This is a genomic window from Janthinobacterium sp. GW821-FHT03C10 (assembly GCF_059420865.1).
In genome coordinates, this window is the sequence record NZ_JBWKUN010000001.1 from 211126 (window position 1) to 238041 (window position 26916).

The following is a 26916-nucleotide window of genomic DNA, read 5'->3' on the forward strand; positions in this document are numbered from 1 at the left end:
TTTTTGGTAATTTTCAAGTGCTATGCTCGGAACGCATGTTGCGGAGAAAGTTTCCTCGCCGCAAGCCCATGCCGCCAGGAGAATGCATGAACAGCTCATCAATGCCGCCGCGGATACTGATCGTCGATGACGAGCAGGCGCACGTGCGTGCGCTGTGCGACACCTTGCGCGGCCAGACGTATGACACGACGGGACTTGCTTCGGGCGAAGCGGCGCTGGCCCTGCTGGCCGTCGAATCGTTCGACCTGCTGCTGGTCGACCTGATGATGCCGGGCATGAACGGCATCGCCGTGGTGGAAGCGGCGCGGCAGATCGATCCTGACCTGGCCTGCATCGTCATGACGGGCGAAGGCACGATCGCCTCGGCCGTGCAAGCCATGCAGGCGGGCGCGCTCGATTACGTCGTCAAGCCGTTCAAGGTCTCGGGCATCCTGCTGATACTGGCGCGGGCGCTGGAAACGCGCCAGCTGCGCATCGCCAATGCGCGCCTGGAACTGCTGCTGCGCCAGCACACGGCCGAACTCGACGCCATGAACCGGGATTTGCGGCTGGCCCGCGAGGTGGCGGAGCGGGCGAACCAGGAAAAGACCAATTTCCTGGCCAGCATGAGCCACGAACTGCGCACGCCGCTCAACGCCATCCTGGGTTTTTCGCAGATGCTGACGTCCGATTCCATCCCCTCGACGGCGCAGGAAAAGAAAACCTTTGCCTCGCACATCTTCGGCGCGGGCCGGCATTTGCTGACTTTGATCAACGATATCCTCGACATCGCCAAAATCGAGTCGGGCAATCTGTCGCTGTCGATGGAGTCCGTGGGCCTGGCCGGCATCTACCATGAATGCTGGCAAATGATGGAACCGCTGGCGCGCAAGCGCGGCATCACCTTGACGTTCGTCGAGGCGGGCAACATGCACGTACTGGCCGACCGCACGCGCCTCAAGCAGGTGCTGATCAATCTGCTGTCGAACGCCGTCAAGTACAACCGGGAACAGGGCGAGATCCACGTCGATTGCCAGCCCGTCGATGCACGGCAGCTGCGCCTGTCCGTGCGCGACACGGGCGGCGGGCTGAGCGCCGCGCAGCTGGAGGTGCTGTTCCAGCCCTTCAACCGCCTGGGACGCGATGCGCGCGACGAGGAGGGCACGGGCCTGGGGCTGGCGGTCAGCAAGCGCCTGGCCGAAGCCATGCAGGCGACCATAGGCGTGGCCAGCACGCCCGGGCGCGGCAGCACCTTCTGGCTCGACATCGCCAGTTGTCCGGCACGCCAGCCGCCGCAAGAGAGCCCGCGCCTGTCCGCCATTGCCCGGCCCGCTGAAACGATGCCCCTGCCGGAGCGCAAGACGCTGCTGTATGTGGAAGACAATCCCCTGAACGTGACGCTGGTGGCGGGCCTGATCCATTATCGCCCCGATCTCGACCTGCTGTCGGCCGGTGACGGGCAGACGGGCCTGGACATGGCGCGCCGCCACCTGCCGCAGCTGATACTGATGGATAGCGACCTGCCCGACATCAGCGGCACGCAAGTCATGCAGCTGCTGCGCGCCGATGCCCGCACCGCGCATATTCCCGTCATCGCCCTGACGGCCGTGGCGGGACCGGGCGACGTGCGCCAGGGACTGGCGGCGGGCTTCTACCGCTATCTGACCAAGCCGATCGACGTGGTGGCGTTTTCCGAGGCCATCAACAGCGCGCTGGAGCCGGCCACGGCGCCGTGCAGCGCATGAGCGGCGCGGCGCCGGCGCGGCGGGCGGTCTGGCTGGCGGCCGCGCTGCTGCTGGTGGCGCTGGCCGGCATCGCCGTGTGGCGGCTCGACGCCGGTCCCGCGCCGCCGCCCGGCCCGGTGGAAAAGCTGCGTCTGGCCGTGAATGGGGAATACGTGGGCAGCTGTCCCGTGCTGGCCGCGCACGCGCAGGGCCATTTTGCGCGCGAAGGCATCGATGCGCTGCTGCAGCCGTACTCGTCTGGCAAGGCGTCGCTGGAAGCCGTGCTGCAGGGCAAGGCCGACCTGGGCACGGTGTCCGACATCCCCGTGGTGCTGGCCAGCCTGCAGAAACAGTCCGTCGTCATCATCGCCAGCATCTTCGAGGCCGAGCGCGACCACGGCATCGTGGGGCGCCTGGACCGCGGCGTGTCCACGCCCGCCAGCCTGAAGGGCAAGCGCATCGGCGTGACCCTGGGCACGTCGGGCCAATTCGCGCTGGACGCCTTTTTGAACCGCCAGAAGCTGTTGCCCGGCGAAGTCACCGTGCGCAACTACGCGCCGCAGCAGCTGGCGGGTGCGCTGGCGCGGGGCGAGGTGGACGCGGCGGCCGGCTGGGAACCGTTCCTGACGGGCATGACGCATGGCCTCGAGGGCAAGGCGGCCATCTTCTACGGCGAGGATGTGTATGCGGGTCTGTTCAACGTGGCCGGCACGGGCGATTACGTGCGCAGCCACCCGGCGACGGTGCGCAAGGTGCTGCGCGCGCTGCTCGCCGGCGCGCGCTTTTGCCGGGACGAGCCCGATGCCGCGCGCGCCCTGTTTGCCAGGGCGTCGGCCAGCGAGGCGGCGCGCCTGCAGGCGGCCTGGCACGGTTACCGCTTCGGCGTCGTGCTCGACCAGGGCTTGCTGCTGGCGCTGGAAGACGAGGCGCGCTGGGCCATCAGGAACCGCCTGGCCGGGAACGGCGAGATGCCGAACTTCCTCGATGCCGTCTACCTGGAAGGCCTGGAAGCCGTGGCGCCATCGGCCGTAACGGTCATCCATTGAGACGGCCACCATGAAAATCGTCACGCGCTTCAAGCTGGCAGAGCTGTTTTGCGTGGCGCTCGTGGCCATCATCGTCGCCGTGCTGTTTTCCACCAGCATGGCGATGCAGCGCGAACTGGCGAAGAACAAGGCGGCGGCCGATATCCTGCAAGCCGTCACGTCGCTGCGCTACCTGTCGATCGAATATGCGCTGCACCATGGCGCGCGCACGCGGGCCCAGTGGCAGCTGCGCAGCGAGTCGCTGTCCACCGGCCTGCTGGCCACGCCCGCCTTCGGCACGGCCGAAGAGCGCGCGCTGCTGCGCGAATTGCGGGGCGACCTGGCCCGCGTGGGCGGCCTGTTCCAGCTGTTTGTCGCGAATCACCGCGAGTTGGGGCAGGACCCGCGGCGGCGCGAGGTGCTGAGTGAGCTGGAGTCGCGCCTGTCCGGCCAGATCATGGGCAAGGTGCAGGGCATGATCGCCGATGCGATGCGGCTGTCCGCATTGAGCCGGCAGGGCGTGCTGGATGCGCAGCGGCGGGCCAACGTGGCCGTGATGTTGTTTGGCGGCATGATCATCGCGCTGGTGGCCGGCTTGATCTATTTCACCATGACCAGCGTCACGGGACCGCTGGAAAAGCTGCGCCAGGGCACCCTCATCGTCGGCGCCGGCAAGCTCGATTTTGCGCTCGGCGTGCATACCAGGAATGAAATCGGCGACCTGGCGCGCGCCTTCGACGGCATGACGGACAAGCTGCGGCGCACCACCGTCTCGCGCGACGCGCTGGCGCACGCGAATGCCGCCCTGGAAACGCAGATCGCCGAGCGCCAGCTGGCCGAGCGCAAGGTGCAGGAACAGCTCGAACGTCTGAACCTGTTGCAGCAGATCACGCGCTCGATCGGCGAACGGCAGGATTTGCGCAGCATCTTCCAGGTGGTGGTGCGCAGCCTGGAAGAGCAGCTGCCCATCGATTTCAGCTGCATCTGCCTGTACCGGCCGTCCGAGCACGCGCTGCAGGTGACGTGCGTGGGCGTGCGCAGCGAGGCGCTGGCGCTGTCGTTCATGATGAGCGAACACGCGCACATCCCCATCGACGAGAATGGCCTGTCGAGCTGCGTGCGCGGCAAACTCGTATATGAAGCCGACATCGCCGGGGTGGCGTTTCCGTTTCCGCAGCGGCTGGCGCAAGGGGGGCTGCGGGCCCTCGTCATGGCGCCCCTGCTGGCCGAAAGCACGGTCTTCGGCATCCTCATCGTGGCGCGCCGCGCCGCGCACAGCTTTACCAGCGGCGAATGCGAATTCCTCAGCCAGCTGAGCGAACATGTGGCGCTGGCCGCCAACCAGGCGCAGCTCTACGGCGCGCTGCAGCGCGCGTACGACGATTTACGCCAGACGCAGCAGTCTGTGATGCAGCAGGAGCGCCTGCGCGCGCTGGGGCAGATGGCCAGCGGCATCGCGCACGATATCAATAACGCCATTTCTCCCGTGGCCCTGTACACGGAATCGCTGCTGGAGACGGAAACCAATCTCAGTGCGCAGGGCCGGCATTGCCTGGAAGTAATCGAGCGCGCCATCGACGACGTGGCCGCCACGGTGGCGCGCATGCGCGAATTCTACCGCCAGCGCGAACCGCAACTGGCCCTGGCACCCATCGACGCCAACCTGGTGGTGCGGCAGGTGCTGGACCTGACGCGCGCGCGCTGGAGCGACATGCCGCAGCAGCGCGGCATCGTTATCGCCCTGCGCACGGAGCTGGCGGACGGCTTGCCCATGCTGCCGGGCAGTGCGGGCGAAATCCGCGAAGCGCTGACGAACCTGGTCTTCAACGCCGTCGACGCCATGCCGGAAGGCGGCACCCTGAGCGTGCGCACCAGCGGCACCGGCGCGGCGGGCGAGGCGGCGCGGCAGGTGCGGATAGAAGTAGCCGACACGGGCATCGGCATGGACGAGAATACGCGCCGCCGCTGCCTGGAGCCGTTTTTCACCACCAAGGGCGAACGGGGCACGGGCCTGGGCCTGGCCATGGTGTACGGCATGATGGAGCGCCACGGGGCCAGCATCGACATCGTCACGGCGCCGGGGCAGGGCACGGCGGTACGCCTGGATTTTCCCGCCTGCGCGGCGCACGAGGAAAATGAAGCGCCCGACACGGCCTACCTTGTGCCGCCACGCCTGCGCATCCTCGTGGTGGACGACGACCCGATGGTGCTCAAGTCCCTGCGCGACATCCTGGAAATCGATGGCCACGAGGTGGTGTCGGCCGACGGCGGCCAGGCCGGCATCGACTGCTTCCAGGCCGCATACGAGCGGCGCGAACATTTCGCCGTGGTCATCACGGACCTGGGCATGCCCCACGTGGACGGGCGCAAGGTGGCCAGCGCGGTGCGCCAGCGTTCGCCGGCCACGCCCATCATCATGCTCACGGGCTGGGGCCAGCGCCTGGCGGCCGACAGCGATTATCCGGAAGACGTCAATTGCGTGCTGGGCAAGCCGCCCCGGTTGAAGGAATTGCGGCGCGCCCTGAACAAGGTCATTTCGACGGGGTAGCGCCGCCGAGTCGTTCAACCCCGATCATCCTTGTTTAATCCGTATCAAGCTTCACTGCGATGTCCGCACAGCCGCGTGACGACTCACTAGACTTGCATGGATGGACCCGTCATTCCAGCCTTTGCCAAAGGCGTGATGAGAATGTCTGTTGTCTGTCCAAGCGCGTCAAACGACTTGTCGTTAAATTAGGGCGATACTGTGATCATACCGAGACCCCCGCCAGGAGCAGCACCTGTCCCGACGTACAGCAGCGATTCGCTGAGCAAGAAAATAGCGATCCTCGATCTCGTGACGACCTTGACATATAAACTGGCCGTTGCGGCGGGCGCCATCGTCACGCTGACCTATCTGTTTGACATTCAGTTTTTCCCCAGTGGCCTGACGCCAGGCGAAGTGGTGTTCTTTATCTTTGTGGCACTGATGTTCGGTTTTCTGTACTGCATCTTTTTGTTGTTCGGGGCCATGTCTGCACTGTGGCTGCTCAAACTACTTTCTTTGCTGGAAGTGCGGGTTTCCAGGCGGCGCGCCGCCCATGCTCAGGCGACCCTGTTTGTCGTTCCTGCCGGGCTGCACGGCCTTGGCTATTTCCTGTTATCGCTTCTCTTTTTTTTGCTGTCCCTGTTTTATGCCTTTGCCCTTGTACAACCTTCACTGCTGTTATTGATCACGATCTTTTTTTGTGCCGGTTTTCTCGCCCTGATGCTAGTTACGGCTGGCACGCAAGGCGGCATCACGGTCACAGGCGCGCGGCCGAAGCCGCAGCGCAGATTGGCGCAGCTTGCCGCAGTGTTCGTGGCACCGCTGGTACTCGTGCTGTTCTTCGGGCCGTTCATGAATATGGTGCATATGGCTTTCCAGCTATTGGGTGTGCGTATTCCCGACGTGAGCATCGAAGTACCCGATAGCGAGCTCGGTGAAATCGAGCGCGTCACGGAAGTCGTCGGCCGCCCCATCCTTGACTGCCGCAGGGGCGCCGGGGGGCGATTGCTGGTACATCATGCCGATGTCTTGTGGACTGGCGTTGGCGGCGTGTCGCTTGTCACGTTCAGTGTACGCACGAAGCCGGAGGCCGGCATTTTCAGCCCCGAACCGACCATCCTCAGGGTTGCCACCCTGCGCCTGGACGCGGCCACGATGCGCATCATCAAGAGCCGGCCTGCGCTGAATCCCTGTTTCGACCTTTCCAACGACTTGCTGTTCAAGACTGGCAGCGATCAATTGTTGCCAACGGCACAGCCGCGTCTGCGGGCTCTTGCCTCAGCCATTCTGGCGTCGGGTACGCCGCGTGACATTCTGGTACGCGGTCACAGCGATGCCCGTCCTTTCGCCCGGAACCTGGCAGGAAAAGGCGTGGATAACCAGCGTCTTTCGGAGTTGCGCGCAGAGGCGATTGTCAATGTGCTCAGAACTACGCTGGAGGGAAAGAACCTGACATTTGCCTCGGAAGGGGCGGGTGCGCGGGAACCGCGCGTGAAATGCCCTGTCGAAGCAAGTACTACCTCCTATGAAACGGAACAGTGCAATGCCTTGAACCGCAGGGTGGAGGTGCGCGTGATGTACGAAAGAACGCAGTAAGGCGAGTTGCGGCAACGGCATTTTTCAGCCGTTGCCACCGCTCGCCTGGCGTTTTATATCGGTACAGCTTGTATCAGAACCGGTACGTCAAGGTTCCCCGCACGCTGCGCGGCGCGCCATACGTGCCTTGCGCATAGGTGTTGATGTTGATGTATTTCTTGTCGAGTACGTTTTCCACGTTCAGCTGTGCCGTCAGCTGGCGCGACAGCTGGTAGGTGGCCATCAGGCTCACCGTGCTGTAGGCTTGCTGCGTCACTCTTTCCTTGCCGTTCGGGCCCTCGTCGTCAAAGTAGAACTTGCTTTGCCAGTTGACGCCGCCGCCCACGGTGAGGTCGGGCCTTACCTTCCAGGTGGTGAACAATCGCGCCGTCGAGCGGGGCGACAGGGTGTTGATGTCTTGCCCGTCGCGGTCCTTGGCGCGGAAGTGGCTGGCGCTGGCCGTCACGTTCCAGCCCGGCGCCAGACGGCCCGACAATTCCCCCTCGATGCCGCGGCTGGTGGCGCCGCGCGCCGCGTAATACGCTTGCGTGGTGGTGCCGGGGACCCGGTGCGCGCCGTCGGGCTGGGCCAGCTTGTCCTGTTTGATCTCGAAGAGGCCGATGGAGCCGTTGGCCTGGCCGCCGGCCAGTTCCCCCTTCACGCCCACTTCCATGCTCTGGCCCGTCAGCGGGTCCAGCCAGGCGCCCGCGCGGTCCTGGTTTTCCTGCGGGCGGAAGATGTCCGTGTAGCTGGCATACGCCGAATACGTGTCGTTCAGGTTGACCACCAGGCCCGCGTAGGGCACGAATTTGCTCTTGGCAAAGGAAAAGCGGGCGCTGCCGTCAAAGCCGATGCGATCCTTGTCCCAGCGGCTCAGGCGCCCGCCGAGGATCAGTTTGGTGCTGTCGGCCAGGTTCAGGCGCGCCGCGCCGTAGGCACCATATTGTTTGGTCGTGTATTTTTCCGACAGCACGGGCTCGCCCCAGGCCGGTTGCGGGTAGTTGCCATCCCAGGCGAGGAAATTGCCGATCGGTTCGGGATCGAGCGCTTCCTTGACGCTGAACTCGGCGTGCTGCAGCGTGTAATTGGCGCCCACGATGACTTCATGTTCGCGTCCGCCCAGGGAGAACGGGCCCGACAGCTTCAGGTCGGCGCTGCTCTGCTCGCGCGCGCCGATGTAGCGGTTCGGGTAGCCGAGCATGCCCAGGCCCGTGATGCGGTCGGGCCGCTCGGCCAGGAACAGCAGCGGCGTGTCTTCCGTGTGCTTGCTGTACATGGCTTGCGCCTGCGCCTTCCAGCCCTGGCCCAGCGCGTGTTCCAAGGTGGCGTGCACGTTCGTCTGCTCCGTGGCCCAGGCGGCCCAGCGGGGCGCCGTGGTGACGGAACGGTCGAAATCGGTGCGCGTGCCGTCGCTGTACCACAGGGGAAAACCGCCCCAGTTGCTGCCTTTTGGGTCGTTCTTCTGGTAGCTGGCGCCCAGCGTGGCCACGGTGCCGGGCGCCAGGTCCGCCTCGGCGGTGGCGTAGACGAGCTGGCGCTGGTTGGAATAACCATTCGTAAACGACTTGCGGTCCTGCCAGGCGCCGGCGATCCTGCCGCGCACGGAGCCGTCCGCGTTCAGCGGCGCGGCCAGGTCGACGGTGCCACGGTAATCGCTCCAGGAACCTGCTGCCAGCGACCATTGCCCCTCGAACTGCCGGGCGCTGGCCCGCTTGCGCACCAGATTGATCGAGGCGGACGGGTAGCCGGCGCCCGTCAGCAAGCCCGTGGCGCCCCGGGTCACTTCCACGCGGTCGTAGATCAGCGAATCCATTTCCGATTCGCCGCCCGAATACTGCACCTTATACGTGGTGGGCACGCCGTCGTACTGGAAATTGTCGACGTCGAAACCGCGCGCGGAAAAGGTGCTGCGTTCCGTGTCGAACTGGTTGACGGCGATGCCGGGCGTGTTGCGCAGCACGTCGCGCACCGTCAGCAAGTCCTGGTCATCCATGCGCTGGCGCGTGATGACGCTGACCGATTGCGGCGTCTCGCGCAAGGACAGCACCAATCCGGTGGCGCTGGCCGTGGCCGGCGTCGTGTACGAATTCGTCCCTTCCGTGCTGGTGCTGCGCTCGGCCGTGGCGCGCACGGCGATGCCGGGCAGGGTGCTTGCATCGCTGGCGGACGGCAGCCTGCGCACGGCGTAGTTGCCGCCGCCCTGGTCGACGGCAATGAGGCCGCTGCCATCGAGCAGGCGGGCGAAGCCGTCGGCCACCTGGTAATTGCCGCTCAAGCCCCGGCTGTGCAAGCCCGCGTACAGGCTGGCGGCGCCGGAAATGCTGACGCCCGCCTCGGCCGCAAACGCGGACAGGGCGGTGCCCAGGGGACCGGGCGCCACCTGGTAGTGGCGCGCGGGCGCCTGCTGATGCTGCTGGGCGAATGCGGGCGGCGTCAAGGCCAGGCTGCCCAACAGGGCCAGGGTCATGCTGGTGTTGCGGTAATGCTTCATTGCTTGTTTCCCTTCGTTCATGTGTTGGTCCTGTGTGGATTGACGGGGCACATGCGCGAAAGGGACATTATTTTTTAAAATAGTTATGCGGGTTCGACGGAAATCCACCAGCGGCTGTGGCGCTGCACGCGAATGGGCAGTGATGCTTGCAATAGTGATAATAGTTGATCCGTATCATGTAATTGGTACACGCCCGACACGCGCAGCCGCGCCACGGCAGGGTCGCAGCGCACCACGCCGTGGCGGTAGCGGCTCAGCTGCTCCAGCACGTCGGCCAGCGGCGTATCGTCCGCGTACAGCAATCCTCTGGTCCACGCGGACGCATGCGGCGCCAGCGGCTGTGGCGCGCTGGCGGCCGCCTCGTCGAAGCTGGCTTGCCAGCCCGCCCGCACGATGAGGGGGCGGCCTTCGGCGGGCCGCACTTCGACGGCGCCCTGCGAGACGGCCACGTGGGTGCGCGCGCCGAACAGGCTGTCTTCCTGGCGCACCGTGAAGCGCGTGCCGAGGGCGCGGATGCTGCCGTTGCTGGTGCGTACGATGAACGCACGCCCGAGGGGATCGGGGCGGGTCGCCACGTGCAGTTCGCCGGCGCGCAGCTGGAGCAGGCGCAGCGCGTCGCTGAAAGCGATGTCGGCGGCACTGGCCGTGTTCAGGCTCAGCGCGCTGCCATCGGGCAAGGCGAGATGGCGGATTTCGCCCGTTGCCGTGCGCAGGTCGGCCGTCCATGCCTGCCACGGCGGCACTTTCAGCATGGACCAGCCCGCCGGCCCGGCGGCGATCAGCAGGGCCAGGGTTTTCAGGGCGGCGCGGCGCGGCGCGCCGGATGGACGGTCGAGCACCGGCATGGCCAGGGGCGGGGGCAGCATGCCGAAGGTGCGGCAGACTTGCTCGGCCCGCTGCCAGGCCGTTTCATGGTCGGGGTGGGCGGCGCGCCAGCGGGCCAGGCCCTGCTGCGCCGCAGCGTCGAGTTCACCGCCTTGCAGGCGCATCATCCAGTGCGCCGCCTCGCGCGCGGCGCGCGCATCGAGAGCCGTGCCCATGTCAGGCCAGCAACAAAATACATTGTTCGAACGCCTGCACCATGTAGCGCTTGACGGTGCGCTCGCTCACGTGCAGGCGCGCGGCGATGTCCGCATATGCCATGCCTTCGAGCTGCGACAGCAAAAAGGCCGTGCGCACCTTCGCGCCCAGGCCGTCGAGCATGGCATCGATCTGGTGCAGGGTTTCCAGGATCAGCAAGCGTTCTTCCGCCGATGGCGCGGCGGGCGCGGGCAGCTGCGCCAGGGTGGCCAGCCATGCCTGTTCCAGCGACTGGCGGCGGTAGTGGTCGATCAGCAGGCGGCGTGCCACGGTGGTCAGGTAGGCGCGCGGTTCGCGCAGGGTGGCGGCGCGTTCGCCGGGCGTGGCCAGCAGCTTGACGAAGGTATCCTGCGCCAGGTCGGCCGCATGATCGGTGCAGGACAATTTGCCGCGCAGCCAGCGCAGCAGCCAGGGATGGTGCTGGCCATATATCTGAGCTAAGGGATCGGCGGCAGGGGATACGGCATACGTCACGGCACACTCCAGTTGGCGCGGAAGTCCCGTGCCGCTGGCGCATGCAGGCTCTTCTTAAATGCGAATGGTTCTCATTTTACATTGACGTGCCTGAATGTCAATGCGCTGGCTCAGTTGGCATGGCTGTCAGGTCATTTCCGCTATACTGGCGGCCCGATATTGCCGCCATCAGCCGAAAATCACCATGGACCTCAGTACCCACGCCGCCGTCGTCAATTGCGAAGCATATCGCGACGGCAGGAAGATCGCCCATTTCGATATCGACAAGGTGGGCGACTTTCTCGGCGACGCCGATTGTTTCGTCTGGATCGGCCTGGCCAGCCCCGACGCCACGGCCATGCAGGCCCTGCAAGCGGCCTTCGGCCTGCACGAACTGGCCGTCGAGGATGCGCAGGGCGCGCACGAGCGGCCCAAGCTGGAAGAGTACGGCGACACCCTGTTCATGGTGGTGCACACGGCCACCCTGGACGGCGACGCCATCGCCTACGGCGAAACCCACGTCTTTCTCGGCCCCCGCTTCATCATCACGGTGCGTCACGGCCCCTCGGCCGGCTATGCGAAGTTGCGCGAGCGCAAGGAAAGCGTGCCCGAGAAACTGGCCAGCGGTCCCGGCTACGTGCTGTATTCCATCATCGACTTCATCGTCGACCAGTACCAGCCCTGCATCGACCATTTGCAGGCCCGCTTCCAGCACTATGAGCTGCAGCTGTTCAAGCCCAGCCTGAACGAAGACAAGCTGCAGGATTTCTACCAGCTCAAGACGGAGCTGCTGAAACTCGATGCGGCCGTCAACCCCCTGCACGACATCTGCACCCAGCTGATCCGTTTCCATGGCGACATCGTGCCGAAGGAAAACCGTATCTATTACCGCGACATTCTCGACCACGTCAAACGGGTCACGCACACGGCGGGGCAGATGCGCGAGCTGGTCAATTCGGCCATGCAGGTGGCGCTGGGGCAAATTTCGATCCGCCAGAACGAGGTCGTCAAGCGCCTGGCCGCCTGGGCCGCCATCCTGGCCGTGCCCACCATGGTCTTCAGCCTGTACGGCATGAACTTCGAATTCATGCCGGAGCTGAAGTGGCGCGGCAGCTATCCGGCCGTGATCGTCGTCATCATCGCCGGCTGCTGCTGGCTGCACCGGCGCCTGAAGCGCGAAGGCTGGCTGTAGCAGCGGCGGATGGCCGGCATGCAAATATTGGAGAGTTTTGCCGCGCCATCAGCTGCTACGATGAAACTGTCCCGGTGAATGCGCTTGACGGCAGGTGGCTGAACCTCCTTGGCGTGGACAGCGGTCCGGCCGGCGCTGCACCCCAGAGCCGCCGGTGCGGACCACCTTGCCTGTCCGACGCCACAAGGCTCCTGGTTTTCAGGAGCCTTTTTTTTGCCCGTGCCGCCTATGCCTGCGCCAGCGCGCTGGCCGCCTCCAGGATCAGCGCCGCCACCTCCACGGGACGCGAAGCCAGCGACGCATGGCTGGCGTTGAGCGTGATGACCTTCCGCGCTTGCAGGCGCGCCGCCATGCGCTCCTGATTGACGGGGGAAATCATGCGGTCGGCGCTGGAAATCTGGTACCAGCTGGGCTTATGCCTCCAGGCCGGGTCGCTGACGGTGTCGCCGAAGGTGCCGGCCAGCGGCGCCTTCTGCACCACGCCCAGCACGGCGCCTTCTTCCGCGTCGAGGTCCTGGCAAAAGCTGTCATGGTATTGCTCGGGCTTGACCCACAGATAGCCGTCGCTGTCGCCTTCCAGATTGGCCGCGCCCAGGGGCGGGTGTTCCTGCGTGATGCTGCCCGGGCTTTCGCCGGCGTCAGGAGCGAAGGCGGCGATGTACACGAGGCCCGCCACATTCGGCGCATTGCCGGCCACGCTGATGACGGCGCCGCCATAGGAGTGTCCCACCAGCAATACCGGGCCATTCACCTGCGCCACCATCTTGCGCGTGCGTTCGGCGTCGTCGGCCAGCGACGTCAACGGCAGTTCGACGGCGCGGATGGCCGTGTGGCCCTGGCGCCGCAATTCGAGGATGACGCGGCTCCAGTGGGCGGCGCCGCCCCAGAAACCGTGGACGAGGACGATGGTGGCTGGCTGGCTCATGCGGATACTCCTTGTGGCAAAGGGACATGGTGGGGGGATGCACATCCATTGTAGACCTTCTCCGCCCGCCTGCCTTGCCAGCGGTGCGTCATCTGTCCCAGCGCATGGCTTCGATGGCGCCTGCCACGGCCGTTTCGTATTCGATGAAGAAATCGCTGTGAAAGCCGTTGTGGATGAGCAGGTGGCTGCTGCCGGGTAGGGCGGCGGCCAGGTGGTCGCCGTCGGCCAGGCGCAGCGTGCGGAAATCGTCCAGCACCGCTTGCGCGCGGGCCTGGGTGGCGGGGTCGGCCTGCAACAGCCATGGGAACAGGTTGCGCAAGGTGCCGGGATCGACGGTGATGACGAGGGCCGGCGCGCCAGCGCCGGTGCTGTGCGGCCCGCCGCCGCCGCAGGCGGCCAGGGCGGCCAACGCGGCTGTGCCCAGCAGCAGCCGGCGGCGGGCGTGGCAATGCGTGCCGGCGTCGGGGGTGTTGCTCATGCTGTACTCCTGTGTGGTTGGGGGCATGAGCAGTATCGGCGCCGCGCATGAAGCGCGGATGAGGAGCCGCTGAAGGAAGGCTGAAGGCCCGCCCGGCGGCGCTAGTGCGACACCAGCACCGGCAAGGTCATGTCCTGCAGCACCGTGCGCGTGACGCCGCCCAGCAGCGCTTCGCGCAGGCGCATGTGGCCGTAGCAGCCCATCACGACCAGGTCGCACTGCCGCTGGGCCGCCATGGCCAGCAGGGCCGCGCCCACGTCCTGGCCCGGCGGCGTGTCGTGCTGCAGCACCTCGACGTTGACGCCATGGCGCGCCAGGTACAGGGCCAGGTCGGCGCCCGGCTGCTCGCCGTGCGCGGCCGGCTGGGCGTGCGAATTGACGACGGCCAGGGTCACCTGCCGCGCCCTTTGCAGCAGCGGCAGCGCATCGGTGATGGCGCGCAGCGCTTCGGCGCTGCCGTTCCAGGCCAGCAGCGGATGCTGCGCGATGGCCGCTGGCGCGGCGCAAGGCGCGTGCGGCACCATCAGCACGGGCCGGCCGCAATGGAGCATCAGGTATTCGGCCGTGCCGGCGATGATGCGCGACGGCGTGTCCTGCGCATCCGTCTGGCCCAGGATCAGCAAGTCGCAATAGCGCGCCTGCAGCAGCAGCGCGCCTTGCGCGTCGTCGTCGACGAAGCGCGTTTCGTAGGTGCCCAGGCCTTCTTCGCGGGCGATGCGCTCGAAGTCGTGCAAGGCTTCGCTGGCCTGGGTGCGCAGCGCCTGCATCTGCGCCGGCGCAAACTGCAGCGCGTTGACGCCGCCGCCATACGCATAGCGCGAAATGCCGCTCATGGCCGAACCGATCAGGTGCGCGCCCTCGGCGACGGCCAGCCGCACGGCCAGGCGGATGCGCTGGGCGCAGTGGCGGGAATTGTCGACGTGGACCAGCAGGGTAGTGTAGGGCATGGTGTTTTCCTCGGTTGTCGGTTGTCGGTTCTCAGGTCTGCAGCACGTAGCTGCCCGGCGCGTCGCCCAGGTCGGGTCCCATGGCCGGCGGCGCCGCTTGCGCACCGGGGTGTTCTGCCAGCCAGGCTTGCCAGGCGGGCCACCACGAACCGTCGTGGTGCGGCACGTCGCGCTGCCAGCTGTCCGCGTCGACGTAGGGCGCGTCGTGGCGGTGCGTGGCCAGCTGGTAGCTGCGGCGCGGCTGGCCCGGCGGCGAGACCACGCCCGCGTTGTGGCCGCCCGAGGTGAGCAGGAAGGTGACGTCCGTGTCGGTCAGCAGTTGCAGCTTGTACACGGAGCGCCACGGCGCCACGTGGTCCGTCAGGGTGCCGACGGCGAAGATGGGCGCCTTGATGTCAGGCAGGGCGATGTGGCGGCCAGCCGTGCGGTAGCGCCCTTCGGCCAGGTCGTTGTGCAGGAACAGACGGCGCAGGTATTCCGAGTGCATGCGGCAGGGCATGCGCGTGGCGTCCGCATTCCAGGCCATCAGGTCGCTGTCCTGCTCGTCGAGTCCCAGCAGGTAGTGGCGCAGGCGGCGCGACCAGATCAGGTCGTTCGAGCGCAGCAGCTGGAAAGCGCCCGCCATCTGCTTGGTATCGAGATAACCCTGCTTCCACATGGCCGCTTCCAGGAAACTCACCTGGCTCTCGTCGATGAACAGCGACAGTTCGCCCGGCTCCTTGAAGTCCACTTGCGACGCGAGCATGGTCAGGCTGGCCAGGCGCATATCGCCGTCGCGCGCCATGCTGGCGGCGGCGATTGCCAGCAGGGTGCCGCCCAGGCAGTAGCCGGCCGCGTGCACCTGCGGCGCGCCCGTGAGGCGGACAACGGCATCGAGCGCCTCCATCACGCCCAGCTGGCGGTAGTCTTCCAGCGACAGCTCGCGGTCCTCTTCCAGCGGGTTTTTCCAGGAAATCATGAACACCGTGTGGCCTTGCTCCACCAGGTAGCGCACCAGCGAATTGTGCTGCGACAGGTCGAGAATATAGAACTTCATGATCCAGGCGGGCACGAACAGCAGCGGCGTGGCATGCACCTTGGCGGTCGCGGGGGCGTACTGGATCAATTCGATCAAGTCGTTGCGGTAGACCACCTTGCCCGGCGTGACGGCCACGTTCACGCCCACCTGATAGGTGCGCTGGTCGGGCGCATGCGCGCCCATGGCGGCGCGCTGCCAGTCCTCGGCCGCGTGGGCCATGCCGCGCGCCAGGTTGGCGCCGCCGCTTTCCAGGGTGGCCTGCTGCACCACGGGATTGGTCAGCAGGAAGTTCGACGGCGCCAGCATGTCGAGCCACTGGCGCACGGTGAATGTGACGACATCCTCGTGGTGCGGCGCGACGCCGCGCACGCCCGTGGTGGCGCGGTGCCACCATTGCTGCTGCAACAGGAAGCCCTGATAGACCAGGTTGTAAGGCCAGCGCTGCCAGGCCGCGTCCTCGAAGCGCCGGTCCTGCGGCAGCGGCGCGATGCACGGCGGCCCGGAGGGCGCACCCGGCAGCGCAGCCTGCACGGCGTACTGCTGCCAGCGGCCGATCTTTTTCCACGCTTCCTGCAGCAAGGCTTGCTGCTTCGATGGCGCCAGCGCCAGATGGCTGAGCCAGTCGGCATAGGCGTTGCCCAGCGCAGCCGGTGAAATGCCGCCCGTGAACTTGCCTAGCCAGGCGTTCAGCAGCAGGTCCAGGGTGGCGCCTTCCGGCGCGCTTTCCGGATAGTCGTGCGCCGGCACGCCTTGCCAGGCGCTGCCCAGGCGCTCATGTTCCACTTTGTGCTGCGTCTCGCTCGGCTGCGTCTTGCTCATCCAGGGCTCCCGTTATTTTTTTACAGGATAGCAAGAGCTTGTTCAAAAAATTATGATCTATATCAAGTTTGCCCGGATGCGTGCAGCATGTGGCTTGCCGCCTGGATGGCCGCGCCCGTTTCCTGCACAAACAGCCGCAATTGCTCGTCCAGCGCATCGAGCCGCGCCAGCAACGCGTCCTGCGGCGCCTCGACCGCTTCGCGCTCGATGGCGGCGGCGATGGCGACGGCCGGTACGGCACGGAAGTTGGCCAGCAAGCCGGCCAGGGTATGCGCCTGGCGGCTCGCGGTGGGCCGGTCGCCCGACTGCATGGCCGCGCGCAGCGCCGTCAGCTGCGCCGGCAAGCCGGCCAGGAACGATGCGCCGATGATGCCGATCACGTCGGCGTCGGCCTGGGCCAGCGCTGCTGCGTAGTCGAAGCGGGAGCCGGGCAGGCTGTCCGCCGCCGGCGTCTGCTTGCCGATTCGTCGCACATGCCGCTCGATGAGGCTCTGGAAGGCGGCCGTGCGGAACGGCTTGGACAGGTAGTCGTCCATGCCGCCGGCGATGCAGCGTTCGCGGTCGCCCTCGAAGGCGCTGGCCGTCATGGCGATGATGACGCTTCTCGGCATGCCCTGCGCTTCGCGCGCGCGTATCTGCGCGGTGGCGTCGAAACCGCCCATTTCCGGCATCTGCAGGTCCATCAGGATCAGGTCGAAATGGCGGGCCGCCTGGCAATCGAGGGCGATGCGGCCGTTCGCCGCATGCGTGACCCGGTGGCCCGCATTCGACAGCAGCACGGTGGCCAGTTCGCGGTTCATGGCATTGTCCTCGACCAGCAGGATGTCCAGGCCGGGCATGCCTTCGCGCGCGGCGTGGCGCATGGCGGCGGGTGCCGCGCCGGGCATGCCGCGGCACGTGCCCAGAACGCTCGTGGTGGTGGCCAGCAGTTCCTCGGGACTGGCGGGCTTGAGCAGGTAGCCGCCGATGCCCAGTTCACGGCAGCGCGCCGCGTCGCCCAGGCTGCCGCAGGACGACAGCATGACGATGGGCACCTGGCTCCAGTGGGGCAGGGCGGCCAGCGCCGCTGCCGTGTCGAAGCCATTCATGCCGGGCATGGCGTAGTCCATGATGATGCAGTCGGCCGGCAAGGCGCCGCGGCAGTGCTCCAGCGCCGCCTCGCCGGACTCGCAGGCGGTGACCATGGCGCCGCTGTGCCCGAAGATCCGGCGCAGGATGGTCAGGCTGCTGGGGTTGTCGTCGACCAGCAGGATGGCGCGTCCCGCCAGCGTGGCGCCGGGCGGCGGCAAGGGCTGCTGCTCGCCGATGGGCAGGTCCAGGTCCACGCTGAAGCGGCTGCCCTTGCCCAGTGCGCTCGACAGGCCGATGCTGCCCTTCATCATCGTCACCAGGCGGCGCGTGATCGACAGGCCCAGTCCCGTGCCGCCGAAGCGCCGCGTGGTCGAACCGTCCTCCTGCTGGAAGGCGTCGAAGACGGCCTCCCGCATGTCGGCGGCGATGCCGATGCCGGTGTCGCGCACGCACAGGCGCAGGCTGGCCATGCCGGCGCCGCTGGCGCGCAGCCGGGCGCTGACGACCACCTCGCCTTGCGGCGTGAACTTGATGGCATTACCGGCCAGGTTGGTCAGCACCTGGCGCAGGCGGCCCGGGTCGCCGAGCAGCGTGTGCGGCAGCGCGGGATCGACGTCGAGCACCAGTTCCAGGCCGCTGGCCTGCGCCCGCATGGCGTGCGCGCGCAGGGTTTCCTGCAGCAGCTGGCGCAGGTCGAAGGGGACGCTTTCCAGGGTCAGCATGCCCGCCTCGATCTTCGAGAAATCGAGGATGTCGTTGATGATGCACAGCAGGGCATCGGCCGAGGCCTTGACGATTTCCAGGTACTTGCGCTGGTGGCCATCGAGGTCGGAATCGAGCACCAGGTCCGTCATGCCCAGGATGCCGTTCATCGGTGTGCGGATCTCGTGGCTCATGTTGGCCAGGAATTCGCTCTTCGAGCGGCTGGCCGATTCGGCCACTTCCTTGGCCAGCAGCAGGGCGCGCTCGGCCGCCTTTTGACTGGAAATGTCGACGATGGTGCCGACCAGGCCGTGCAGGCTGCCGTCGGACTTCAGCAGGGCCGCCTTGCTGAACAGGACATCGACCTGGCGCGTGCCGACGGTCAGCCGGTCTTCGTACGTCTGGTTGCCCCGGTCCTGCAGCAGCGCCAGGTCGTGCCGCAGCACTTGCTGCGCCTCCTGCCGCGGCAGGATGTCGGCCACCGTCAGGCCCGCGATGCGCGCCTGGTCGAGCTGGAAGAAGGCGCAAAAGGCGCGGTTGGCGCGCAGGTAGCGGCCCTGCACGTCCTTCAGGTACAGCGGGATGGGGATGGTCTCGATCAGCGCGTCGACGAAGTTGAGGTTGTGCCGCAGCTCGCGCGCCGCCTGGCGCCGCTCCGTGATGTCGGTCAGGCTGCCGGTGACGCCCGCCAGCCGCCCCTGGCCATCGCGTTCGGCGCGCGCGCACACGTCGATCCAGCGCACGTCGCCGTCGCTGGTGATATAGCGCGCTTCATGGCGCATGCTGTCCACCTGGCCGCCCAGCAGCTGGGACAGGCCGTCGGCGGCGCGCTCGCGGTCGCGCGCATCGACGAATTGCAGCACGCTCTTGCCCAGGCTGCCGGCGATGGAAAACCCCGTGATGGTGTGCCAGGCGGGATTGAGGAAGGTCCAGGCGCCCTGCAGATCCGTACGGAAGACCACCTCGTTGAGGCTGTTGACGACGTTGCGGTATTCGCGCTCGCTTTTCGCGATGGTCTCGGCCATGCGCTTGCTGTCGCTGATTTCCGTGCGGATGGCGATGTACTGATAGGGCTTGCCGGCCGCATCGAGGAAGGGCACGATGGTGGCGTCCACCCAGTATTGGCCGCCATCCTTGGCGTGGTTGCAGATTTCGCCGTGCCAGACCTGGCCGGCGGTAATGGTTTGCCACATCTGCGCAAAGAAGGCGTCCGCATGCGTGTGCGAAGTGATCAGGCGGTGCGTCTGGCCGATCAGCTCTTCGCGCGCGAAGCCGCTGATGGCGCAGAACTTGTCGTTGACGTAGATGATGACGCCGGCCGTGTCGGTGATGCTGACAATGGCGTGCTGGTCCATCGCGAAGCGCTGGTTCTGCAATTCGATGCGGCGCAGTTCCTGCTGCGACACCAGCTCGGCCAGCAGCACCGACAGGCCCTCGATATCGCTTTCCTGCGGCAGGCGCAGGCCGGAATCGTCGTTGTCGAGCAGGCGCACGGCCGCCACGCGCAGCGACTGGATCACGCGGTTGCGGCTGGCCAGTTCCGTGCGCAGCAAGTCATTCGTCAGGCTCAGCTCATTCGAACTCAGTTCCAGGCTGCGCGAGCGCAAGTCCAGGTCGCGTTCGGACTGTTCGTAGGCGCCGTCGATGCGCTGCAGCAGGGCCGGCAAGCCGGCCAGGAAACCGGCCAGTTCGGGCGGCGTGCCCGCTTGCCCGCTCAGTGCCTGGGCCTGTTCCAGCAAGGCGGCGCAGGCGCTTTCCGAGTCGATGCCGCAGACGCGGTTCAATTGGCGTGCCAGGGTGCGGTTCATGCTTCGCTCAGGACGGTGACGGTCATCGTCTGGTTGTGCAACTGGCACGCGCCGTGCGGCTGGCCGATGCCGATTTCGCCGTTCGAGTAAAAACCGGCGATGCAGGCCGCGCCGCCCAGCTGGTCGGCCACCGCTTCGACCTCTTCCTCGACCCGGTCGCCCATCACCAGCTTGCGTCCCACGCAGCTGACCAGCAGGGTCAGCTGGTCGCCCTGCGCATCGGCATGGGGCACGACGCCGCGCGCGGCCGTCTCGGCCCCGTCGATCAGCCGGTTGGTACTGGAATGCATCAGTTTCAGGTAGCCGTCGGCGAGGATGTCGCCGGCCAGGGTCAGCGAACCCTGTTCCTCGTCGACGGCGAGGATGGTGCGGAAGACATTGCTTTTTTCATGCGCGGCCGAGAGCATTTCAAACGGGAACAGCAGCCCCGAGCCGGGCAGGCCGCGCGCATGGTCGCCCAAGTACAGCTTGTAGATGTCCAGCGCCCGCGCGCCGTCCAGGCCATACAGCACGTTGTCGACGCAGCGCGTCACCTTGCGCGCGGGGCCGAACGCTTCCCAGCCCGCATGGCTGCCGTAGCCGAGGCGGATATGTTCGCCGTACAGGCCGACGGCGACGATGGTATTGTCGGCCGCGCCGCGCGGGCCCAGGGTCCAGGTCTGGCGGAAGGCGCCGCCGTCCGCCGCCAGCCCGCCCGACACCGTCACGCCGGGCGGCAGGTTCGCCTGCAGCCCGGCGATCAGGGCGCTGCCGTTGATGGCCACGCCCGTGCCCAGCATGAAGACGGCCGCCAGGCCGTCCTGCGGCAAGGCCTGCGCCAGGCGCTCGCCCGCATCGCGCGAGTCCGCCATGTCGCAGATGATGGCGTCGGCAATCGCCACCGTGGTGCGGGCAAAGCAAATGGCGGTGATGACGCAGCTGTCGTCGTAGACGCGCTTGCCGGCGATCTCGCCGGCCGTGGAGCAGCCGGCGACGACGGCGCCCGGCAACTGGCGCTGCAGCGCCGCCGTCAGGCCGGGCGTGGCAAAGTAGGGGCAGGCGCCGAAGACCAGCACCAGGTCGGGCGCCATGGCGGCCAGGGGCGCCAGGGCGGCATCGAAGTCCGCATGGCTGTTCAGGATCAGTTGTTGCACGCGCATGGCAGGCTCCTCGCTTATAGTGGGTGGGCGTCGTGATGGACAGGGTCGGGCAGGCTGTTGCGGATGGCGAGCACCTCGTCCCAGGCCCCCAGGAAGGCGTCGAGGCACAGCGGGCAGAAATGGCTGCCCCTGTTTTGCTCCAGGTACTGGCGCGCCTGGGCCAAAGGCCAGGCCGGCTTGTACGGGCGTTCGGAGCTGAGCGCGTCGAAGACGTCGGCCACGGCGACGATGCGCGCCGGCAGCGGTATCTGTTCGCCCGCCAGGCCATCCGGATAGCCGCTGCCGTCGTATTTTTCGTGGTGGCCGCAGGCGATCTCCTCGGCCAGGCGGATCAGCGGTGAGTCGCTGCCGGCAAGGATATAGCCGCCGATCTTCGCATGCTGGCGCATGATGGCCATTTCATCGGGGTCCAGCCGTCCCGGCTTGAGCAGGATATGGTCGGGCGTGGCCAGCTTGCCCACGTCGTGCATGGGCGCCGCCTTGAGCAGCAGGTCCTGCCATTGCGCGTCGAGGCCCAGCTCCCTGGCGATCAGCGCCGAGTAGCGCGCCATGCGCATGATGTGGGCGCCCGTTTCGGGGTCGCGGAATTCGGCCGCCCGCGCCAGGCGCGCGACCAGCTCCATCTCCCTGGCCGTGACGTTGGCGATGGCCTGGGCCACCTCGTGTTCCAGCAGCTTGGCGCGGTCGGCCAGCATGGTCTGCGCCGTGCGCAGGGCCAGCAGGTTGCGCACGCGCAGGCTGAACTCGATGGTGTCGACGGGCTTGGTGAGAAACTCCGTCACGCCCAGCGAAAAAGCCTGCTTGCGCACGGCGCGGTCGTTTTCGGTGGTGACCATGACGATGGGGATGTCGGCCATGCCCTCCATCTTGCGGAAAATGCTGAGGAATTCGTTGCCCGACAGGCTGGGCATCCGGTAATCGAGCAAGACCAGGTCCGGCACGTTCGATTCGCACCAGGTCAGCGCATCGATGGGATCGTTCATGCAGACGGACTCGATGGCGCTGGCCTTGCGCGCCAGGGTCGACAGCAGGCTCAGGTTGGTGTCGTTGTCATCGACGATCAGGATGCTCATGGTATCTCCGGCGGATGGCGGTCAGTGGCGGGCGGGGCGGCGATGGCCGGCTCAGGCGGCCAGCCTGCCCGTGGCGTGCATGCCCAGGCGGGCCAGCAGGCTGTCGATGTCCAGCACGATGAGCATGCGTTCGTCGAGGGCGCCGATGGCCGTCACATGGCCGGCCATGGCCGAGCCGTGCAGCTGCGGCGGCGGCTTGATCTGCGCCGGCGCCAGCGGCACCACGTCGGCCACGCGGTCGACCACGATGCCGGTGGCGCCATGCGCGAAGATCAGGATGATGACCACGGTCGAAGCGTCGTAGGCGGGTTCTGCCTGGCCCAGCGCGATGCGCAGGTCGACCAGCGGCACGATGCTGCCGCGCAGGTGGATGAAACCCTTCAGGAAGGCGGGCGCGTTGGCGATGCGGGTGACGGCGCCGTAGCCGCGGATTTCCTGCACCAGGCCGATGTCGATCGCATATTCCTCCTTGCCGAGTCCAAAGACCAGCAATTCCCGGGCGCCCGCTTGCGCCGGTTGCCCCGCTGCCGCGGCATGTGTGGTGATGGTTTCCATGTGCTTGCTCCTGTCAGGTGTTGCGTGATGCATGAAACTGCGGGGGATGCCGGGCGGCGCTCAAGCCTGCTCGACGCGGTTGCGGCCATTCTTCTTGGCCTGGTACAGGGCGGCGTCGGCTTGCATGAAGCCGGCTTTCCAGTCGCCGTCGTGGGGCAGCGGCGCCAGGCCGATGCTGATCGTCGCCGTGATGGGCGCGTGCTCGAAGTCGACGCATGTGTCGGCCACGGCGAGGCGGATGCGTTCGGCCACCTGGCGCGCCGTGGCCATGTCCGTATGGGGGAACAGCAAGCCGAATTCCTCGCCGCCCACGCGGGCGACGACGTCGGATGCCCGCGCCTGGGACTGGATCGTCGCTGCCACGGCTTGCAGCACGGCGTCGCCGGCCGCGTGGCCATGCTGGTCGTTGACCCGCTTGAAGAAATCGATGTCGGCGATGCCGATGGTCATCGGATGGCCCGAGCGCCTGGAGCGCGCGGCCGCGCGCACGGCGTCGGTCTCGAAGGCGCGGCGGTTCGGCAGCTGGGTCAGGGGATCGCTGAGGGCGATGCGCTGCAATTGCTGCCAGCGGGCCGCATTCTGCTGTTCCAGGGCGAGTTCGCGGCGCTGGTCGATGAAGAAGGCGCCCATGAAGTTTTCGTCGTCCAGGGTACCCAGGTCCATGGCCTTGAGCACGATGGGCAGCATCGTGCCATCGCGGTGGCGAATGGCGAAATGGCGCTTGTGGCCCAGCACCCTGGACTGCTTGTGGCCGGCCAGGTATGCGCCGATCCGTGCGCCATGCTGCTCGCGCACGGCGTCGGGCAGCAGCGCCTCGATCTGCTGGCCCGGCAGGCTGCCTGCGGCATAGCCGCTCAGCGCATACATGGCGTCGTTCGCATAGCGGATGCGCGAGCCCGTATCGATGATGACGGCGGCGTCGTCGGCGGCGTCGAGCAGGCGCAAGGCCAGGGTTTTGTTCATGTGCTTGTCCCCTACAAAGAAGGCGGAGATACCGGGCGGTCGCGGCAATCAGGCTTGCCGCATCGCCTTGCGTTCTCCTTTGAGCTCATCATACACCAAATAAAAATGATTTCAACGAATATTATGATTTTCATGATTTGTGTCGATTTTCTGCACGCGCAAGCACTACGCAGGAAAGGCGCTGAAGCCGAAGTTCGCCACGGTCTCCCTGCGGCGCGGCCGTTCTTCTTCTATCGCGCGGCTTGTCCTGGGACAGAAAAAATCATTTTTCCGTGCATTTATTTATTGTATTTGGTAAATTTATGTAGCAAAATGCAGTGAAGACGGACCAGTTAGGCTCGATACGGGAGATGGACATGCATACGACGATGTCGGCAAGGAGCAGCAAAGAGGCAGGCAAGGGCCACCCGCACGGGCCGGGCGCGGGTGTCCGCCGTTCATCCGTGCCGCGCCTGAAGGCGATCGGCTACCTGCTGCTGCTGTTTGCCGTGGTGCCGGCCGCGGCCTGCATCGGCGCGGGGCGCGCCGGCGTGCCGGCACTGTTCAGCACCGCGTGCGGCGTGGTGTCGTGCGCGGGCCTGCCTGGCAGGGTGCCCGGCTGATGGATGGCGCTTACAGCGCCTGGCTCACGGCGTAGATCAGCAAGCCGGCCAGGCCGCCCACGATGGTGCCGTTGATGCGGATGAATTGCAGGTCGCGCCCGATGGCCAGTTCGATGCGTTCGCTCATTTCTTCCTTGCTCCACAAATCCAGCCGGCCGGCGATGAAGGCGCCCACCTCGCCCCGGTAGCGGCGCACCAGCGAACCGCTGCCGGCGACGATGGCGCCGTTCAGCCATGCCCGCGCATGCTCGTCCCTGCCCAGTACCAGGCCCGTGTTGCGCGCCACGCCGGCGACCACTTGCGCCAGCACGGGCTGATCCGCATGCAGGTCGGCCAGCAGGCGCGCGCTGATATGCTTCCAGACGTCACCGAGCATCGCTTGCAGCGTGTCGCTGGCGATCAGCTGCAACTGGTAGCGGCGCACCGTGGCTTGCCACTGCGGGTCGGCCTTCAGGTGCAGCGCGCTGTCGGCGATCCAGCCGGCGATGCGCTGGCGCAACGGGTGACCGGGGTCGATGCGCACGGCGAGGGCGAATTTTTGCAGCGAGGCGATCATGCGCGGCTCATACGCCTTCACGGCCTTTTTCACCAGCGCGTTCTCGATCTGGAAGGCGCCCAGCACGAAGTCGCCGATGGCCGCGTGGTGGCGTTCGTCGTCCAGGTAGGCGGCGCTGCGGTCGAGCATGAAGTCCAGCAGCTGCTGCGGCTTGCCGTCGGCGATCAGCGCATCGATGCAGTCGGCCGCCACGTCCGACAGGTTCAATTGCGCCAGGTAGCCGCTGGCCTGCTGGCGCAGCAGGCGGCCCAGCGTGTCGTGGTCGGCCATCGCCAGCAGCTGTTTCGCCACGCCGGCGCCGGCCATGCCCAGCTGCCGCGCGTGGGCCTCGTCCATCAGCCAGGCCCCCAGGCGCGCGGCGGGATCGGCTTGCGCGATGCGCTCGGCGATGCCTTGCTCGGTGATGAAATGGTTTTCCACGAAGGCGCCCAGGCTGCGGCCGATGTCGGCCTTGCTGTTCGGGATGATGGCCGTATGCCACAGGGGGATGCCCAGCGGGTGGCGGAACAGGGCGACGACGGCGAACCAGTCGGCGATCGCGCCCACCATCGATGCTTCGGCGAATGCCTCCACATAGCCCCAGGCGGGGTGGCCGCCCCGCTGCGAGCGGGCCACGGCAAACACCAGCGCGGCGAGCAGCAGCAAGCCGGCGGCCAGCCACTGCATGCCGCGCAGGCGCGCGCGCTTGAGCTGGTCCGTGCTCTGGTCCAGCTGGGCGATGAGGTCGGGGGAAGGTTGCATGGATGGCGGCCTGCGGGGTTGCGAGACCGCCATCTTACTGCGATGGCGCAGTGACGCGATTACTGTTGCGGATGCAGCAGCGAACGGCGGCGCGCGTAGCCGAAATAGATGACCAGGCCGATCACCAGCCAGATGGAAAAGGCCACCCAGGTAACCCAGCTGAGGAAAGTCATCAGGCCCACGCACAGGATCACGGCCAGCGCCGGCACGAAGGGCACGCCGGGGCAGCGGAAGGCGCGATGCAGGTCCGGGCGCTTCTTGCGCAGCACCACCACGGCGACGGAGACCATGGTGAAAGCGGCCAGGGTGCCAATGTTGATCAGCTCGGCGAGGATGTTGAGCGGGATCACGGCGGCGATCAGGCCGAAGACGATGCCCACCAGCCAGGTGGCGAAGAACGGCGTGTGGAAGCGCGGGTGCACGGTCGACAAGCGCTTGGGCAGCAGGCCGTCGCGCGACATGGCGAAGATGATGCGCGTCTGGCCGAAGGCCATCACCAGGATCACGGTGGTCATGCCGAGGATGGCACCCAGGTCGACGAAGCCGGCGATCCAGTTTTCGCCCGCATACTGCAGGGCCAGCGAGACGGGATGGTCGACGCCGAGGAATTTTTGATACGGCACGATGCCCGTCATGATGGCCGACACCACCACGTACAACACGGCGCACACGGCCAGCGAGCCGATGATGCCGATAGGCAGGTCGCGCGACGGCTTCTTGACTTCCTCGGCGGCCGAGGTGACGGCGTCGAAGCCGATGAAGGCGAAGAAGACGAGGGCGGCGGCGCTCAGCATGCCGTGGTAGCCGAACGGCATGTAGGGCTGCCAGTTGGCCGGCTGCACGTGGCGCGCGCCGAAGATGATGAACAGCAGCACCACGCCCACCTTGATGGCCACCATGATGTTGTTCAGGCGCGCCGATTCGCGCACGCCCCAGCCCAGCATGGCCGTCAGCAGCAGCATGATGACGAGGGCGGGCAGGTTGATGAAGGTCGTCACGCCGGGCAGGGCGCCCGGCGCGGCCGTCAGGGCCACGGGCAGGGTGATGCCAAAGCCCGACAGCAGCGACTGGAAGTAGCCGGACCAGCCGACGGAGACGGCCGCCGCGGCCAGGCCGTATTCGAGCAGCAAGTCCCAGCCTATCATCCAGGCGGCCAGCTCGCCCAAAGTCGCATAGCTGTAGGTGTAGATGGAGCCGGCCACCGGCACGGTGGAGGCGAATTCCGCATAGCACAGGGCGGCGAAGCAGCAGGCGACGGCCGCCACGACAAACGACAGCGACAGGGCGGGGCCGGCCGTCAGCGCGCCCGTGCCGGTGAGCACGAAAATGCCCGTGCCGACGATGGCGCCGATGCCCATGAGCACAAGGTCGAAGGGGCCCAGCACCTTGGCCAGTCCTCCCGGCTTCTTGCTGTGGGCGATCATGTCATCCAAATTCTTGGTTCTAAATAAGCTCACTGTGTCTCCTGGTGGT

20 protein-coding genes are annotated in these 26916 nt (G+C 66.7%); 6 read left to right on the forward strand and 14 right to left on the reverse strand.

Annotation, left to right across the window (positions count from 1 at the left end):
- The first annotated feature begins 86 nt into the window (after positions 1 to 86).
- The 4 genes from AC07VH_RS00765 to AC07VH_RS00780 all read left to right on the forward strand — a co-directional run bounded on the left by AC07VH_RS00765 (position 87) and on the right by AC07VH_RS00780 (position 6851).
- A complete protein-coding gene (locus AC07VH_RS00765) occupies positions 87 to 1724 on the forward strand; it encodes a response regulator (RefSeq protein WP_494786425.1) in 1638 nt (545 codons plus the stop codon).
- On the forward strand, positions 1721 to 2749 hold the full coding sequence (locus tag AC07VH_RS00770; protein ID WP_494787097.1) for an ABC transporter substrate-binding protein: 1029 nt from the start codon (positions 1721 to 1723) through the stop codon (positions 2747 to 2749). Before AC07VH_RS00765 ends, AC07VH_RS00770 begins: the two co-directional genes overlap by 4 nt.
- Positions 2750 to 2759: 10 nt before the next feature.
- Positions 2760 to 5276: an ATP-binding protein gene (locus tag AC07VH_RS00775; protein WP_494786426.1), complete on the forward strand. Its 2517-nt coding sequence runs from the start codon at positions 2760 to 2762 to the stop codon at positions 5274 to 5276.
- A 297-nt stretch (positions 5277 to 5573) separates the two neighbouring features.
- On the forward strand, positions 5574 to 6851 hold the full coding sequence (locus AC07VH_RS00780) for an OmpA family protein (RefSeq protein WP_494786427.1): 1278 nt from the start codon (positions 5574 to 5576) through the stop codon (positions 6849 to 6851).
- Positions 6852 to 6924: 73 nt separating this feature from the next.
- On the opposite strand, the gene AC07VH_RS00785 is transcribed toward AC07VH_RS00780, so the two are convergent.
- The 3 genes from AC07VH_RS00785 to AC07VH_RS00795 all read right to left on the reverse strand — a co-directional run bounded on the left by AC07VH_RS00785 (position 6925) and on the right by AC07VH_RS00795 (position 10875).
- Positions 6925 to 9342: a TonB-dependent siderophore receptor gene (locus tag AC07VH_RS00785; RefSeq protein ID WP_494786428.1), complete on the reverse strand. Its 2418-nt coding sequence runs from the start codon at positions 9340 to 9342 to the stop codon at positions 6925 to 6927.
- Between the two features lie 62 nt (positions 9343 to 9404).
- Positions 9405 to 10361: a FecR domain-containing protein gene (locus AC07VH_RS00790; protein WP_494786429.1), complete on the reverse strand. Its 957-nt coding sequence runs from the start codon at positions 10359 to 10361 to the stop codon at positions 9405 to 9407.
- Between the two features lies 1 nt (position 10362).
- Positions 10363 to 10875 carry a sigma-70 family RNA polymerase sigma factor gene (locus tag AC07VH_RS00795; RefSeq protein ID WP_475414823.1) on the reverse strand — a complete coding sequence of 171 codons (513 nt, stop codon included), beginning with the start codon at positions 10873 to 10875 and terminating at the stop codon, positions 10363 to 10365.
- A gap of 184 nt (positions 10876 to 11059) precedes the next feature.
- Between AC07VH_RS00795 and corA the strand changes: the two genes are divergently transcribed.
- The gene (corA, locus tag AC07VH_RS00800) at positions 11060 to 12046 is read left to right on the forward strand and encodes a magnesium/cobalt transporter CorA (RefSeq protein ID WP_494786430.1); all 987 of its coding nucleotides are present in this window, start codon (positions 11060 to 11062) and stop codon (positions 12044 to 12046) included.
- A 226-nt stretch (positions 12047 to 12272) separates the two neighbouring features.
- Here corA and AC07VH_RS00805 read toward each other — a convergent pair whose 3' ends face one another.
- From AC07VH_RS00805 to AC07VH_RS00845, 9 genes are all read right to left on the reverse strand, one after another.
- Positions 12273 to 12971 carry an alpha/beta hydrolase gene (locus tag AC07VH_RS00805; protein ID WP_494786431.1) on the reverse strand — a complete coding sequence of 233 codons (699 nt, stop codon included), beginning with the start codon at positions 12969 to 12971 and terminating at the stop codon, positions 12273 to 12275.
- Between the two features lie 88 nt (positions 12972 to 13059).
- Positions 13060 to 13449, reverse strand: coding sequence for a hypothetical protein (locus AC07VH_RS00810; RefSeq protein ID WP_494786432.1), 390 nt, complete (start codon positions 13447 to 13449; stop codon positions 13060 to 13062).
- 101 nt (positions 13450 to 13550) lie between these two features.
- On the reverse strand, positions 13551 to 14396 hold the full coding sequence (locus AC07VH_RS00815) for a universal stress protein (RefSeq protein ID WP_494786433.1): 846 nt from the start codon (positions 14394 to 14396) through the stop codon (positions 13551 to 13553).
- A gap of 31 nt (positions 14397 to 14427) precedes the next feature.
- A complete protein-coding gene (locus AC07VH_RS00820) occupies positions 14428 to 16233 on the reverse strand; it encodes a PHA/PHB synthase family protein (protein ID WP_494786434.1) in 1806 nt (601 codons plus the stop codon).
- A 62-nt stretch (positions 16234 to 16295) separates the two neighbouring features.
- Positions 16296 to 19814 (reverse strand): PAS domain S-box protein, encoded by a 3519-nt coding sequence (locus AC07VH_RS00825; RefSeq protein ID WP_494786435.1) that lies wholly within the window; start codon positions 19812 to 19814, stop codon positions 16296 to 16298.
- The gene (locus AC07VH_RS00830; protein ID WP_494786436.1) at positions 19811 to 20953 is read right to left on the reverse strand and encodes an FIST signal transduction protein; all 1143 of its coding nucleotides are present in this window, start codon (positions 20951 to 20953) and stop codon (positions 19811 to 19813) included. Before AC07VH_RS00830 ends, AC07VH_RS00825 begins: the two co-directional genes overlap by 4 nt.
- A gap of 14 nt (positions 20954 to 20967) precedes the next feature.
- Positions 20968 to 22026, reverse strand: coding sequence for an HD domain-containing phosphohydrolase (locus AC07VH_RS00835; RefSeq protein ID WP_475414831.1), 1059 nt, complete (start codon positions 22024 to 22026; stop codon positions 20968 to 20970).
- A 51-nt stretch (positions 22027 to 22077) separates the two neighbouring features.
- Positions 22078 to 22581 carry a chemotaxis protein CheW gene (locus tag AC07VH_RS00840; protein ID WP_494786437.1) on the reverse strand — a complete coding sequence of 168 codons (504 nt, stop codon included), beginning with the start codon at positions 22579 to 22581 and terminating at the stop codon, positions 22078 to 22080.
- Between the two features lie 60 nt (positions 22582 to 22641).
- Complete coding sequence (locus tag AC07VH_RS00845; protein WP_494786438.1) at positions 22642 to 23544, reverse strand: GGDEF domain-containing protein; 903 nt, start codon at positions 23542 to 23544, stop codon at positions 22642 to 22644.
- Positions 23545 to 23900: 356 nt separating this feature from the next.
- On the opposite strand from AC07VH_RS00845, the gene AC07VH_RS00850 reads away from it, so the two are divergent.
- The gene (locus AC07VH_RS00850; protein ID WP_475414834.1) at positions 23901 to 24146 is read left to right on the forward strand and encodes a hypothetical protein; all 246 of its coding nucleotides are present in this window, start codon (positions 23901 to 23903) and stop codon (positions 24144 to 24146) included.
- Positions 24147 to 24156: 10 nt separating this feature from the next.
- Here the strand turns inward: AC07VH_RS00850 and AC07VH_RS00855 are convergent, their stop codons facing one another.
- The gene (locus AC07VH_RS00855; protein WP_494786439.1) at positions 24157 to 25443 is read right to left on the reverse strand and encodes a DUF445 domain-containing protein; all 1287 of its coding nucleotides are present in this window, start codon (positions 25441 to 25443) and stop codon (positions 24157 to 24159) included.
- 59 nt (positions 25444 to 25502) lie between these two features.
- A complete protein-coding gene (gene bcaP / locus AC07VH_RS00860; RefSeq protein ID WP_475414836.1) occupies positions 25503 to 26900 on the reverse strand; it encodes a branched-chain amino acid transporter BcaP in 1398 nt (465 codons plus the stop codon).
- Positions 26901 to 26916 lie beyond the last annotated feature (16 nt).